The sequence below is a fragment of the Bradyrhizobium sp. LCT2 genome (assembly GCF_009931255.1).
GTDB classification, from domain to species: Bacteria; Pseudomonadota; Alphaproteobacteria; order Rhizobiales; family Xanthobacteraceae; genus Bradyrhizobium; species Bradyrhizobium diazoefficiens.
The window spans coordinates 8,016,837-8,029,999 of record NZ_CP034432.1; the positions used below are offsets into that span (position 1 = coordinate 8,016,837).

At 63.4% G+C, this 13,163-nt stretch carries 11 protein-coding genes and 1 tRNA gene; 8 read left to right on the forward strand and 4 right to left on the reverse strand.

The annotated features are described in order from the left end of the window. Positions 1 to 11: 11 nt before the first annotated feature. The 6 genes from EI171_RS37865 to EI171_RS37890 all read left to right on the forward strand — a co-directional run bounded on the left by EI171_RS37865 (position 12) and on the right by EI171_RS37890 (position 7,040). Entirely contained in the window at positions 12 to 569 is a 558-nt protein-coding gene (locus tag EI171_RS37865) for an HdeD family acid-resistance protein (RefSeq protein ID WP_028172879.1), read from the forward strand. 379 nt (positions 570 to 948) lie between these two features. Further along, positions 949 to 1,191, forward strand: coding sequence for a hypothetical protein (locus tag EI171_RS37870; RefSeq protein WP_246740350.1), 243 nt, complete (start codon positions 949 to 951; stop codon positions 1,189 to 1,191). 60 nt (positions 1,192 to 1,251) lie between these two features. Beyond that, entirely contained in the window at positions 1,252 to 2,496 is a 1,245-nt protein-coding gene (locus EI171_RS37875; protein WP_161536308.1) for an efflux RND transporter periplasmic adaptor subunit, read from the forward strand. Further along, complete coding sequence (locus tag EI171_RS37880; protein WP_161536309.1) at positions 2,493 to 5,615, forward strand: efflux RND transporter permease subunit; 3,123 nt, start codon at positions 2,493 to 2,495, stop codon at positions 5,613 to 5,615. The genes EI171_RS37875 and EI171_RS37880 overlap by 4 nt, the downstream gene beginning before the upstream one ends. Positions 5,616 to 5,950: 335 nt before the next feature. Continuing rightward, positions 5,951 to 6,421 carry an aminoacyl-tRNA deacylase gene (locus tag EI171_RS37885; RefSeq protein ID WP_028172875.1) on the forward strand — a complete coding sequence of 157 codons (471 nt, stop codon included), beginning with the start codon at positions 5,951 to 5,953 and terminating at the stop codon, positions 6,419 to 6,421. A gap of 199 nt (positions 6,422 to 6,620) precedes the next feature. Continuing rightward, a complete protein-coding gene (locus tag EI171_RS37890) occupies positions 6,621 to 7,040 on the forward strand; it encodes a CBS domain-containing protein (RefSeq protein WP_028172874.1) in 420 nt (139 codons plus the stop codon). A gap of 151 nt (positions 7,041 to 7,191) precedes the next feature. On the opposite strand, the gene EI171_RS37895 is transcribed toward EI171_RS37890, so the two are convergent. The 4 genes from EI171_RS37895 to EI171_RS37910 all read right to left on the reverse strand — a co-directional run bounded on the left by EI171_RS37895 (position 7,192) and on the right by EI171_RS37910 (position 10,949). Beyond that, complete coding sequence (locus EI171_RS37895; protein WP_202633052.1) at positions 7,192 to 9,975, reverse strand: UPF0182 family protein; 2,784 nt, start codon at positions 9,973 to 9,975, stop codon at positions 7,192 to 7,194. Positions 9,976 to 10,217: 242 nt separating this feature from the next. After that, positions 10,218 to 10,292 (reverse strand) — tRNA-Glu (locus EI171_RS37900). Positions 10,293 to 10,441: 149 nt separating this feature from the next. Further along, positions 10,442 to 10,621: a hypothetical protein gene (locus tag EI171_RS37905; protein ID WP_028172872.1), complete on the reverse strand. Its 180-nt coding sequence runs from the start codon at positions 10,619 to 10,621 to the stop codon at positions 10,442 to 10,444. Next, on the reverse strand, positions 10,605 to 10,949 hold the full coding sequence (locus tag EI171_RS37910; protein WP_011090070.1) for a hypothetical protein: 345 nt from the start codon (positions 10,947 to 10,949) through the stop codon (positions 10,605 to 10,607). Before EI171_RS37910 ends, EI171_RS37905 begins: the two co-directional genes overlap by 17 nt. Here EI171_RS37910 and EI171_RS37915 point away from each other — a divergent pair. Then, positions 10,948 to 11,955: an RluA family pseudouridine synthase gene (locus EI171_RS37915; RefSeq protein ID WP_161536311.1), complete on the forward strand. Its 1,008-nt coding sequence runs from the start codon at positions 10,948 to 10,950 to the stop codon at positions 11,953 to 11,955. The two genes, EI171_RS37910 and EI171_RS37915, sit on opposite strands and share 2 nt — an antisense overlap. Positions 11,956 to 12,174: 219 nt before the next feature. Next, entirely contained in the window at positions 12,175 to 13,074 is a 900-nt protein-coding gene (rpoH, locus tag EI171_RS37920; protein ID WP_011090072.1) for an RNA polymerase sigma factor RpoH, read from the forward strand. The last annotated feature ends 89 nt before the right edge of the window (positions 13,075 to 13,163 follow it).

The window sequence follows — 13,163 nt, forward strand, 5'->3', positions numbered from 1 at the left end:
AGGAGGATGGCATGACAGTCTATGACAGCCGGTCGGACATCGGGGTTCTGGGCTCGCCTCCGCTGTGGGTCTGCGCTCTCCTCGGCATCGTGATGATCGCCGCCGGCATCGCGGCTCTCAGCGACGTGGTTTTCGCGACGATCATCAGCGTCAAGCTGATCGGGCTGACGGCTATCGCGGCCGGCGCATTCGAGATCATGCATGCCTTCTGGACCAAGGGATGGGGCGGCTTCCTGTGGCAGATCCTTCTCGGCGCTCTCTATCTCGCCTTCGGGCTTGTGCTGCTCACCCAGCCGGCTTCCGGTGCCCTGATCCTCACCTATTTCCTCGGCGCGGTGCTGCTCGCCTCGGGCGTCATTCGATGCGTGCTGAGCTTCGCCCATTGGCGACAGAACGGATGGATGATGCTGATCTCCGGCATCTTCGGACTGCTCGCGGGCGTGCTGATCCTGTTCAGCTTTCCGACCATCAGCGTCTGGGCCCTCGGATTCCTGCTTGGCGTCGACCTGATCTCGCACGGCCTGGCGTGGCTGCTTTATGCGCTTCAGTCCGTGCGGCGAACTGCGTAACGATGGAGAAGATGATGATGGACGCTCCCACCCGTCGAGCTTTCCTTGGCTTTGCTCAGAATGCCGTTGCTGCCGCGGCGATCGGCGCTGTCGGAGTTCGTCTGATTGAGACTGCGGAAGCGATGCCGATTGCCCACGATCTTGGCCAGGCCAGCGAGCCGTCGGACCTCCTGACGCAAGCTCAGTGGTGGGGACCCCCAGCCGGTCCCGGTTGGGGACCTGGTCCGGGCTGGGGCCGCCCACCGCCGCGCCGGCGCCGATGGGTTTGCTGGTGGCATCGCGGCCGTCGTCGTTGCGGATGGCGGTGGCGCTAGGACCGCCCTCTTAACTTGCGCAATCCGCCGGGAGCAGATTTGCCACGAAGGCGATGGAGGCGATCGTGCGCCACGTGAATCAATGGCTCCTGTGGGCCGCTCTGATAGCTCTTCTCGTGGTGGCAGCCGCCTTCTGCGTGTCGGTATGGCAGGCAACTCCATCGATGCCGCTCTACCGCAACATCATCCTCGGAGGGGCCGTCGTCCTGATGCTGGTGTTCGGCTGCGGCCTGATCGCGCTGATGTTCTATAGCCGTCGCAAGGGTTATGACGAGCCCGCGCGCAGCGATCGGATACGGCGGAAGTAACGAGGCGCTGGTGAAGCACCGACCCGGCCCGGCTCTTAGGTCTGGAGCAAGGAGCGGACAATGAACCTTGCTGGCGTCTCGATCAGGCTGCTGGCGGCAACTCTCCTGACGTTCATCGCCGGTGGGACCGCCCGGACACAACCTGCCGCGGCCGGAGCCCCTGCGGTCGGCGTCGTGGAAGCGACCAGGCGGCCGATCACCGAGACCAGCGAATTTCTTGGACGGATCGAGGCGATCAATCGGGTCAGCGTCGTCGCGCGCGTGACGGCATTTCTGGACAAGCGCCTGTTCGACGAGGGCGCCGAGATCAAGGAAGGCGACGAGCTCTACCGGCTCGAGCGTGGTCCCTTCGAAGCGGATCTTGCATCGAAACAGGCGCAGGTCGCGCAGCTCCAGGCAACGCTCGAAAACGCCAAATTGACGACCGAACGCGCGCGGACCCTGCTCGGAGGTCCCGCCGGGCAACAGTCCATCTACGACGCAGCGATCGCCAACCAGCTGAGCCTCGAAGCCCAGGTGCAGGCCGCGCAAGCCCAGGTCCAAGCCTCCCAGATCAATCTCGGTTACACGAAGATCAACGCGCCGATTGCCGGCAAGATCGGACGCACGGCGGTGACCGAAGGCAACGTCGTCGGTCCGAGCTCGGGCGTGCTGACCACCATCGTCAGCCAGGACCCGATGTATGTCACCTTCCCGGTGCCACTCCGCCAGGGGCTCGAGCTGCGGGAACGATACGGACCACAAGGCGGCCTGGACGCGGTGGTGATCAAGCTGCGACTGCCCGATGGCCGCATGTACGGCCACTCCGGCAAGCTGAATTTCGTCGACAACACCATCGCCCAGAGCACCGATACCATCATCGTACGCGGGGAGATCGGCAATCCAATCCTGCGGGCTTCTTCGGCGGCTGGCGTCACCGTTCACGAGCTGACTGACGGCGAGTTCGTCACCGTCGTGCTGGAGGGCGTCCAGCCGGTCGACGTGCTGGCAATCCCGCGCTCCGCCGTGCTCTCCGATCAGCAGGGCGACTATGTGCTGGCTGTCGGCGCCGACAACAAGGCCGAGCAGCGCCGCATCCAGCTCGGACAATCGACTACGACCATCGCCGCCGTGATCGCCGGACTTGCGGCCGGCGACAAGGTCATCGCGGAAGGCTTGCAGCGAGTTCGTCCCGGCCAGACCGTTTCGCCGGGACCGGCAAGTCCGCTGATCCTGTCGAGCATGAAGCCCGCCGCGGACGCCCCGGCTCCGCAAGCGGATCACGGCGCCTCCGGCAGCACCCGCCCGCTGGACCGCAAACCATGATATCCGCCGTTTTCATCGATCGCCCGCGGCTTTCGATGGTGATCGCCTTCATCATCACCATCGCCGGCGCGCTGGCGTTGATGCAGATTCCGGTAGCGCAATTTCCGGACATCGTGCCGCCGCAGGTCACGGTCTCCGGCACCTTCCCTGGCGCATCCGCCGAGGTGGTCGAGAGCAGCGTCGCCCAACCCCTGGAGGCGCAAATCATCGGCGTCGACCGCGCGCTCTACATGAAATCGACCAGCGCCAATGACGGCAGCTACACACTGACGGTCTCGTTCGCGCTCGGCACCAACCCCGACATCAATACCGTCAACGTCAACAACCGCGTGCAGAGCGCACTGTCGCAACTACCGACCGAAGTGCAGCAGCAGGGGGTGACGGTGCACAAGCGGTCCTCGTCGATCCTGCAATTCCTCGTGCTCTATAGTGCCAATGGCCAGCAGGATCCGCTGTTCATCACCAACTACGCGATCATCAACGTGCTCGATGCGATCGCCAGCACGCCCGGCGTCGGCCAGGCGAACCTGTTCGCCAAGATGAACTACTCGATGCGGATCTGGTTCGATACGCAGCGACTCACCAGCCTCGATCTCACGCCATCGGACGTCATTGCCGCGATCCGCACGCAAAGCGTCCAGGCGCCTGTGGGGCGCATCGGTGCACGTCCGATCAGCGACGACCAGCAGCTCCAGTTCAATGTGCAGACCCTGGGCAGGCTCGCCACCGTCGACCAATTCGCCAATATCGTGCTGCGCGCCAACCCGGACGGCTCGTCGCTGCTCGTGAAGGACGTTGCCCGTGTCGAGATGGGCGCGCAAAATCTCGACAGCGAAGCGCGGATCGACGGCCGCGCGGCCGTGCCGGTCGCGATCTATCTGGCGCCGGGTGCCAATGCGATGAGCACCGCACAGGCCGTGGCGGCGACGATGCAGCGGCTGTCGCTGCGTTTTCCCACCGGCCTGAGCTATCTCGTGCAATACGATTCCACGAGCTTCGTGCGCGACACGATCACGGAGGTCTTGCGGACGCTGGGCGAGGCCTTCGTCCTGGTCGTGATCGTGGTGTACCTCTTCCTCGGCAATCTGCGGGCCACGGTGATCCCGGCCGTTGCCGTTCCGGTGAGCCTGGTCGGCACGTTCGCCGTCCTGCTGGTGCTGGGCTATTCGGCCAACACGGTATCCCTGCTGGCCATGGTGCTCGCCATCGGCATCGTGGTGGACGACGCCATCGTCGTCGTCGAGAACGTCGAGCGGGTGATGGAGGAGGAGCCGGGCCTTTCCCCCGCCGAGGCCAGCAAGAAGGCCATGACCCAGATCACCGCGCCGATCATCGCGATCACCCTGGTGCTGCTCTCGGTCTTCGTACCGATCGCATTCATTCCCGGCATTTCCGGAACGCTGTTTCGCCAGTTTGCGGTGACGATCAGCGCCGCGATGATGATCTCGGCGTTGAATGCGCTGACGCTGTCGCCCGCCTTGTGCGCGCTGTTCCTGCGCCACACCGGGCCCAGGCGCGGCATCATGGGACGCGTCCTCGGCTTCATCGACTGGCTGCGCGACCGCTACAGCGGCGGCGTCCGCCGCCTGGTGCGCGTGGCGGGTCTCTCGCTGCCGTTCGTCGCCGTCGTTGCCGCCGGCATCTTCGGCATGTCGCTGACCACGCCAACAGGTTTCCTCCCCGAGGAAGACCAGGGCGCCTTCTTCACCTCGGTGCAACTGCCAGACGGCGCATCGGTGGCGCGAACCAGCGAAGTCACCCAACAGATCGAGGATCTCCTGAAGCAGATCCCCGCCGTCGATCACGTCCTTGCCATCGTGGGCTTTTCCCTGCTCGACGGCGCGTCCGAACCGAACAGCGCATTGGTGGTCACGCGTCTGAAGCCGTTTTCCGATCGCAAGGCGGCAGCCGATTCCGCGCAGGCGCTGATCCGGCAAACCTTCGCAGCCGGCGCACAGATTCGACAGGCCAACGTGTTGCCGTTCAATCTGCCGCCGATCATTGGGCTCTCCACCGGAGGCGGGTTCGAATACCAGCTTCAGGCGCTGGAAGGACAGACTCCGGCCGCGATCTCCAGCGTCACCGGGGCGCTGATCGGTGCAGCCAATGCCGATCCACGGCTTGCGCGTGTCTTTTCGACCTTCACTGCGACCAATCCATCCATCCATCTCGACATCGACCGCCGCAAGGCGCAGGCGCTCGGCGTGACGGTCAGCGACATCTTCACGGCCTTGCAGGCGACGCTCGGCGGCATCTATGTCAACAACTTCAACCTGTTCGGCCGCACCTGGCAGGTCAACGTTCAGGGCGAAGCGTTCGATCGCGCCGATATTTCGGACATCTGGCGGATCTATCTGCGCAACGGCGCCGGCCAGATGGTGCCGATCAGGTCGCTCGCCGGGATCAGGATCGTGACCGGGCCTCAGGTCATCACCCGCTACAACAATTATCGCTCGGTGACGGTGAACGGCAGCCCGGCGCCGGGCGTCTCCTCAGGAACCGCGATGGTCGCAATGGCAGAAATCTCCAACACCGTGCTGCCTGCGGGCTACAGTTTCGCGTGGACCGGCACCGCCTATCAGGAGCAGCAGGCCGCTGGCCAGACCGGCATCGTGCTCATGCTTGCGGTGCTGTTCGCCTACCTATTCCTGGTGGCGCTCTATGAGAGCACGGTGATCCCGATCCCGGTGCTGCTATCGGTCGTCGTCGGCGTGCTCGGGTCCTATGTCGGCATCAAGCTCGCCCGCCTCAATCTCGACCTCTACGGCCAGATCGGGCTCGTGGTCCTGATCGCGCTCGCCGCCAAGAACGGCATTCTGATCGTCGAATTTGCCAAGGAGCAACGCGAAGCGGGCGTGGCGCTCAACGACGCCGCGATCCAGGGCGCGCATATGCGCTTTCGCGCGGTCATGATGACTTCGGTCGCCTTCATCCTTGGCCTCCTGCCGCTCGTGATTGCAACCGGCGCTGCGGAGCTCAGCCGCAGGGCGGTCGGGACAGCCGTATTTGCGGGCATGCTCGCGGCAAGCTCAATCGGCATCTTTCTCGTCCCGACGCTCTACGTGACGTTCCAGCGTCTGCGGGAGCGGATGAAGGCCGCGCCAAAGTCCGGCAACTGAGTTGACTGGCGCAAGGTGCGCAAACTCGGCCGATGCCTGCGCGATCAATCAGTTGTCGAGCGAACAAACCCGCGAACTCTCATATAATTGAAATTGCTATGTAATTTATACGGTCTTGCCTCATGTGATCCCGAGCCCGTTCGGGAAAACAAGCGCAACGCGCGCGCTTCCGACTGCCGACCGTGCGTCAGATTGGTCAACGACAACGAATTGCAGCTTGCGGATTGAAGGCCTATGTTGAGTCTCCAACCAAGCAGCCGCCCATCGTACGGCGAGAGTCTGCAGGGGAGAGACCTCACGGTGGATGGCGTGCATTTTGCGCCGGAGGTCACATCATGGCCATTGCTCCCACACTCCAGAAGTACCTCGCCGCTGAGAACATCCAATACGAAGTGGTCCCGCACGAGCTCAGCATGACGTCCACTCGCACGGCCGAGGCATGCCATATCCCGGGCGATCGCCTCGCCAAGGGCGTCGTGCTGCGGCGCGACGGCGAATATATGCTGGCCATCTTGCCCGCATCGCATCACCTCCGCCCGTCGGAACTGAAGACGATACTCGGCGGAAATGTCCACATGGCACAAGAAACCGAGATCGGTGAGCTGTTCCGCGATTGTGCGCACGGTGCAGTTCCCGCCGTCGGCAAGTGCTACGGGCTGGATACTATCGTCGACGACAGCATCGAGGCGCAGCCCGACATCTATATGGAAGCCGGCGACCACGAGACGCTGCTTCATATGGGTCACGCGCAGTTTGCACGCCTGACGGCCAACGCACTGCACGGGCGCTTCAGCGCGCACGACTGAGGATTTGCGCACTGCCCAATCTTGGGCGGGAACCTCGGCCGCGACGTCGCCGTCAAACTGTTCAGGAAAGCGACGGCGACAGCGTCGGCGCTTGTCTGGTCAGATCGCGAAGTAATGATGCTTTCTCCTGTGACCTCGCACCCGATCGGTTGTACAGTTCAAACGAATGGGGGCGCTGCTGCAACAACGGAGGCTCGCCATGAAAGTCAAAGACGTGATGCACAAGGGTGTCGACTGGGTCAGCCCCGACACCCCCATCGCCGAGATTGCCAAATTGATGCGGGCGCATGACATCGGCTGCATTCCGATTGGCGAGGACGACAAGCTGGTCGGGATGGTGACCGACCGCGATATCGTCTGCAAAGGGCTCGCGAGCCACACCTTTGATGCTCGCCGCGCAACGGCCCGCGATGTGATGACTGAGGGTATTCATTGCTGCCGGGAGGACGACGACCTCGCAAAGGCGATGCATCATATGGAGAAACTGCAGGTCCGCAGGCTGCCCGTGATCAACAAGAGCAAGCGGATGGTCGGCATCATCAGCCTGGGCGATCTCAGCCGCTCCGCCTCAAATGATCTGCTGACCGAGACCGTCAGGAGTGTTTCGGCGCATCATTGAATTGACGCCCGAGTTGCTCTCGCGATCGCCAGACGTCGAGCTGGGCCGGAGTCAGGCGTTTGTCATGCAACCATCGCGCGGCGCGAGAGCAGCGGCCCGAAGCGCTTGACTTTGCGTCGGCGTGAACGGGCTAAACTGAAAAGTCGAGGCCCTAGCGGTCGGCGGAGTGTCGGTTCATGTCCTCCAGGAGCTCGCGCATGGCGTCGAACTGCGTGCCAAAGCCTTTCCAGTCGCCGGACCTCAATCGTTCAACGGCCTGATTGTAGCGGTCGAGCGCCTCCCGTGCCTGACTTGCCGATGGGCGTGTGACGGGCATTTCCTCCATCGTGCTCGAGACCGGCCGCACCGCGCCAGGCTCGGTGAACAGAGCCGACAAGGCCTCATCGAGCGTCTCCTTCATCACCACATGCTCGCCATAGGCTGCGATCACGCGTTTCAGCTCCGGCAGGTGCCCGTGCTCCGCTCGCAAATAGAGCGGCGTGACATAGAGGATCGAGTTCTCGATCGGGATCACAAGCAGGTTCGCGCCGCGTATCACCCGCGAGCCCATCTGATTCCACAGCGTGATCTGTTGCGATATCTCGGTACTCTGGTTGATCCGCGCTTCGATCTGGAACGGCCCGTAGACGAGCTTCTCCTTGGGAAATTCGTAGACAATCAGCTTGCCGTAGTCGGGCGCATCGCAGCGTGCGGCGAGCCAGGCGATCATGTTGTCGCGGCGGCTCGGCACCATGGGAAGCATGAGGAAGAACTCAGCCTGCGACTCACCGGGCAGCCGCATGATGATGTAATATGGGGCCATCGTTGCAACGCCGCCGCCGCCCGGCTGGCGCGGGAACTGCCAGAGATCCTCGCGGTTGTAGAAAACGTCGGCGGCCTCCATGTGATAGCTCTGATAGAGCTGCGCCTGAATCAGGAATAGATCCTCCGGATAGCGGATGTGCCTCTGCAGATCCGCCGGCATGACCGAGAATGGCTTGAACAGGTTCGGAAAGATGCGCCGCCAGGTTGCGGCAACCGGATCGCCGGTGTCCATCAGATAAAAGTCGACGGTGCCGTTATAGGCATCGACGATGACCTTCACTGAATTGCGAATGTAGTTGAGATCCTGATCTTGCGCCGGCTGCGCGGAAGGGAAGTAGGAACTCACCGTGTAGGCGTCCTGCATCCAGAACATCCGCCCATTGCTGATGACCAGATAAGGATCGTGATCGAGCCTGAGGAACGGAGCGATCGTTCGCACCCTTTCCCCGATGTTGCGGCGGATCATGATCCGGCTGTCCGCCGTGATGTAGCTTGAGAGCAGCAGGTTCGGGTCGTTGAAGTAGTAAGCGAACAGGCCTCTCCATACCGCCGCTCCTATCGGAACGCCGCCCGTCCCGTCATAGGCTGCGTAGACATTGTCTTTGCCCTTCGGGTAGTCGAACTCAGGCGTGCTCCCTTTGACGATGACGTAGCTGTCGTGCTCTTCGCCGTAGTAGATGCGCGGTTCACGGATCTGCGGGCCTCCGTCCGCGACAGGAGGTATGTCGCGCAAATAGAGGAATGGCAGCCCTTCGCTGCTCTTGCGAGTGACCGGGCTCATCACTGCGCCGGTGCCGTGAGTAAACAGCACGTGGTGGTTGACCCATGTCTGGGCATTCGGCGGCAGCAAGGAAGGTCGCAGTTCGCGGGCCGAGATCATGACGCTTTGGTAGGAGCCATTGAGCCAGTAGCGATCGACGTCAAGGTGATGGAATTTGTAGTAGGTGCGGATCTCCTGCAGCTGCGCGTAGGTGTCCGACAGGGGCTGCCAATCCCACAGCCTGATATTGTCGATGGTCGCCTTGTTGGCATCGAGCGTCTTGAAGCTGAGCTTCTGTTCGGCGGCGAACGGCTTGGCCGCGATCTGATCGAGATTGTAGGCCTGCCGGGTGAGCGCGATGTTGCGTTCGATATAGGGCCTTTCCAGCTCCAGTTCGCTTGGCCTGACGAAGAACTGCCGGAACAGCACGGGAACCAAGCCGGACAGCACGAAAGACCCGATCGCGACAAGCAGGAACGCGGCGGCAGGAAGCCGGTAGGTGCGCACGCGCACGTTTGCCCACGCGGCGAGCGCCGCGATGCCCGAAAGTCCGATCATCAGCCACAAGGCCGGCAGCCCCACATGGACATCGGTGTAACTTGCACCGACAACCACGCCGTTATCGCCATAGAGCAGCAGGTAGCGATCGAGACCAAAGGACCAGGCCTTCACCGCAAACAGAAGACCGAGCAGCGCCGAGCCGTGGGCAATCACCGTCGACGACATTGATCGGCGATGAATGTCGTATTCGATCTCGCCGTGCACCAAGTAGATCGCCGCGGCAAACAGCGCGCTCAGCGCGAGCGCGAGCATCATCCAATTCTTGATGAGGATATAGGCGGGCAGCGAGAAGAGATAGAAGCCGATGTCGTTGTTGTAGAGCGGATCGTCTGCCCCATACGGCGCCTGATAGACAAACTGCAGGAAGACGCCCCAGTTGCCGGCTTCGGCCGCCGCGACAAGCAGAGCGAGCGAAGCCGCACCAGCTGCGATCAACCGCGGCCACCGCAGTCGGTCGCGCACAAGCGCAAGCAGATCTGGCGGCGCGTTGCCCGCGGCGCTCCACACGGAAGCGGCGGCAAGCTGTGTCGACCGCCGTCGGGCGAAGTGCAGTGCGAGCCATCCGTTCAACAACAGGATGACGGCAGTTGCCGTCCAGACCGCAAGAAAGACGACGGCCTTGGCGCCGATTGTTGTCCAGAAAACCTCGCGATAACCGATCACGGAAAACCAAAGCCAGTCGACCAGGAAGTCGCTGGCGAGCGCGAGCAGGGTCAGGACAATCGCAATGACGAGGGCCGCAATAATCAGCCCGACCACGGCACTTTGCCTTGGTGCCTTCCGCTCGGGTCCTGTAATCCCGATCGTCATCGCCTGATCATAGTCGAAATCAGGGACGCCCGCCGCTTGATTCGTGGTCGGGATGACGCCTCGAGGCGGGCGACGCAAGTGCTCGAAGCTGCGTCGCTAGGACCGCGGCGCAATATGGCATTTCGAAACGGCGCAAGGCGCCAAGCACGGCTGATGCAGCCGGCGCGATCAATCAGCTATCGCGCAACATGGCGCTCCCGAACCGGAGTGCCATCGTACAATGTCGGGAAATATCGTGGATTTGGCGCTCCCTAGGGGAATCGAACCCCTGTTTCAGCCTTGAGAGGGCCGCGTCCTAACCGCTAGACGAAGGGAGCGTGAGGGACAGGACATAGCCGCGAATTTTGCCGGCGGCAAGCCTCGATCGGGGGCGAAATCGGCGGATATGCACGGCGAATGCGGCTCAGGCTTAACGGCGCGAAGGACCGCCCGGCCGCACGCGCTCCCGTCACATGGCCGGGAACACTCAGGGCTTCTTCAATTTCTCGATCGCGGCGGCGCCGGCGGCCGGCTCCAGGCGGAACAGGCCAGAGCCCGAAAATGCGGATTTGGACGGCGACGTCGAGCGGATCTGCTCGCCGCTGTTGCCGGCTATGGCCTGGTTGAGCAGGTCCCGAACCGGGGCGGCGCTACGGCTCGTTGGCAAATTTGAGCTTTCCCGCCGGCTTCAGGGTGTGGGCGTCGAAGGTGCGGATCTCGGTGACCCCGCCGACATCCAGCGTGATCACGAGGCGATCGCCGGCGACCCCGGTCGAGACGATCCTGGCGCCCTTCGGCAGGGTGGCGGTGACGTCGCCCGCGATCTCGGGCGCCCTTCCCTCCGACTTGAAAAGGCGGTAGCCCACCGCGATCAGAACGGCGCAGATCGCCAGCGCCGTGGTCAGCCCCGCGATCAGCATCATCCGCCGCACCCGCGCGAACAGCGCGGCCTGCTCGGGGGTCGGTTCGGGAACAGCGGTATCAGACGTCGTCATGGAAAACTCAGGCTCTGCGCAAAGGTTGGAGGTTGTCGTCGCCGGCGACGAGGGCTCGGCCCGGCTCGACCGCGTGCTGGCGGCGCGCCTGCCGGACCTGTCGCGATCGAGGCTTAAAGCCCTGATCCTGGCGGGGGCGGTGAGCCTGAAGGCCTCCGCCGTCCGCGACCCCGCTTATCACGTCAGTCACGGCGATACGATCATAATCGACGTGCCGGAGGCCGCGCCCGCCGAGCCGAAGGGCGAAGAGATCGCCCTCGATATCGTGTTCGAGGACGACGACATCATCGTCATCAACAAGCCCAAGGGCCTGGTCGTGCACCCCGCGGCCGGACACGAGACCGGGACGCTGGTGAACGCGCTGATCGCCCATTGCGGCTCGACGCTGTCGGGGATCGGCGGGGTACGCCGGCCCGGCATCGTGCACCGGCTGGACAAGGACACGACGGGACTGATGGTGGTCGCCAAGAACGACCTCGCCCACGCCTCGCTGTCGGCACAGTTCGCCGACCACGGCCGCACCGGGGCGATGCGGCGCGGCTATATGGCCTTCGCCTGGGGGGTGCCGGGCCGGCATCGCGGCACCGTCGATGCGCCGATCGACCGCCATCCGTATGCGCGGGAGAAGATGGCGGTGCGCCAGGGCGGCCGCGAGGCAGTGACGCATTGGGAAATCCTGGAGAGTTTTCCGGGGCGCGACGGCAAGCCGATCGCGGCGCTGCTCGCCTGCGAGCTCGAGACCGGGCGCACGCACCAGATCCGGGTCCACCTCGCCCATATCGGCCATCCGCTGATGGGCGATGCGGTCTATGGCCCACACTTCAAGACAAAGGCGAACCAGCTGGCGCCAGAGTCGCAGGCCGCTTTAGCGGCGCTCGGGCGGCAGGCCCTGCATGCCTATCTGCTGGTATTGGAGCACCCGAGGACGGGAGAATTACTCCACTGGGAGGCGCCGCTGCCGGAGGATTTGCTTCTCCTCAGGAGCGCCCTGAAAGCGGCGCTATGACGCAGGCTCGTTAGGAAAAGCGTTACATTACAAAAAGTTATAGCTGCCACACGGGGACGTGACGTCAGCAATCCTTCCCTTTTTGACCCCCCATGGGGTATATTGCGCCTGCGTTGGAAATGACCAACGCGGAACATCGCAGCTACGGCCGGCTTTAACACAGCGGTCGTCTGCCTGGCCCGCCGCTATCGGGGGCCTGAACCTTTGGAGGGCTCAACTATGGCCCGTACCGCTGCTCTGCCGGTCCTCAATGGAGAATCCGGCCTTTCTCGCTACCTCGCCGAGATCCGCAAGTTCCCGATGCTGGAACCCCAGCAGGAATACATGCTCGCCAAGCGCTGGCGGGAGCATGACGATCGCGACGCGGCGCACCAACTCGTCACCAGCCATCTCCGCCTCGTGGCCAAGATCGCCATGGGCTATCGCGGCTACGGCCTGCCGATCTCCGAGGTCGTCTCGGAAGGCAATGTCGGCCTGATGCAGGCGGTGAAGCGTTTCGAACCCGAGAAGGGGTTCCGTCTCGCCACCTACGCGATGTGGTGGATCAAGGCGTCAATTCAAGAGTACATCCTGCGTTCCTGGTCGCTCGTGAAGATGGGCACCACCGCGAACCAGAAGAAGCTGTTCTTCAACCTGCGCAAGGCGAAGAGCAAGATCAACGCGCTGGACGAGGGCGATCTCCGCCCCGACCAGGTTGCGACCATTGCCAAGCGGCTGGGCGTGACGGACCAGGACGTGATCGACATGAACCGCCGCCTCGGTGGCGACGCGTCGCTCAACGCGCCGATCCGCGACGACGGCGAAGCCGGCGAATGGCAGGACTGGCTGGTCGACAATACGCCCAACCAGGAAGCCATGATGGCGGAGCACGAGGAGTATGATCACCGCCGTGACGCGCTGAACGGCGCCATGGGCGTGCTCAACCCGCGCGAACGCCGCATCTTCGAGGCCCGCCGCCTCGCCGATGAGCCGATGACGCTGGAAGACCTTGCTGCCGAGTTCGGCGTCTCGCGCGAGCGCGTCCGCCAGATCGAGGTCCGCGCCTTCGAGAAGGTGCAGTCCGCGGTCAAGGGCACGATCGCAAGAGCAGAACAGGCCGCGCTGGAAGCCGCGCATTAAGCAAGGCTTCGCTGGCGCCAGAGATTGGCGGATCGAAAGAGACGGAAAAGCCGGCGGCAACGCCGGCTTTTTTGTTGGGTGTGAGCTGC

Coding starts and splice junctions, on each gene's coding strand:
- rpoH (WP_011090072.1), top strand. CDS start 12,175: ATGGCCCGTACCGCTGCTCTGCCGGTCCTCAATGGAGAATCCGGCCTT.
- EI171_RS37880 (WP_161536309.1), top strand. CDS start 2,493: ATGATATCCGCCGTTTTCATCGATCGCCCGCGGCTTTCGATGGTGATC.
- EI171_RS37885 (WP_028172875.1), top strand. CDS start 5,951: ATGGCCATTGCTCCCACACTCCAGAAGTACCTCGCCGCTGAGAACATC.
- EI171_RS37895 (WP_202633052.1), bottom strand. CDS start 9,975: ATGACGATCGGGATTACAGGACCCGAGCGGAAGGCACCAAGGCAAAGT.
- EI171_RS37875 (WP_161536308.1), top strand. CDS start 1,252: ATGAACCTTGCTGGCGTCTCGATCAGGCTGCTGGCGGCAACTCTCCTG.
- EI171_RS37865 (WP_028172879.1), top strand. CDS start 12: ATGACAGTCTATGACAGCCGGTCGGACATCGGGGTTCTGGGCTCGCCT.
- EI171_RS37910 (WP_011090070.1), bottom strand. CDS start 10,949: ATGACGACGTCTGATACCGCTGTTCCCGAACCGACCCCCGAGCAGGCC.
- EI171_RS37890 (WP_028172874.1), top strand. CDS start 6,621: ATGAAAGTCAAAGACGTGATGCACAAGGGTGTCGACTGGGTCAGCCCC.
- EI171_RS37915 (WP_161536311.1), top strand. CDS start 10,948: ATGGAAAACTCAGGCTCTGCGCAAAGGTTGGAGGTTGTCGTCGCCGGC.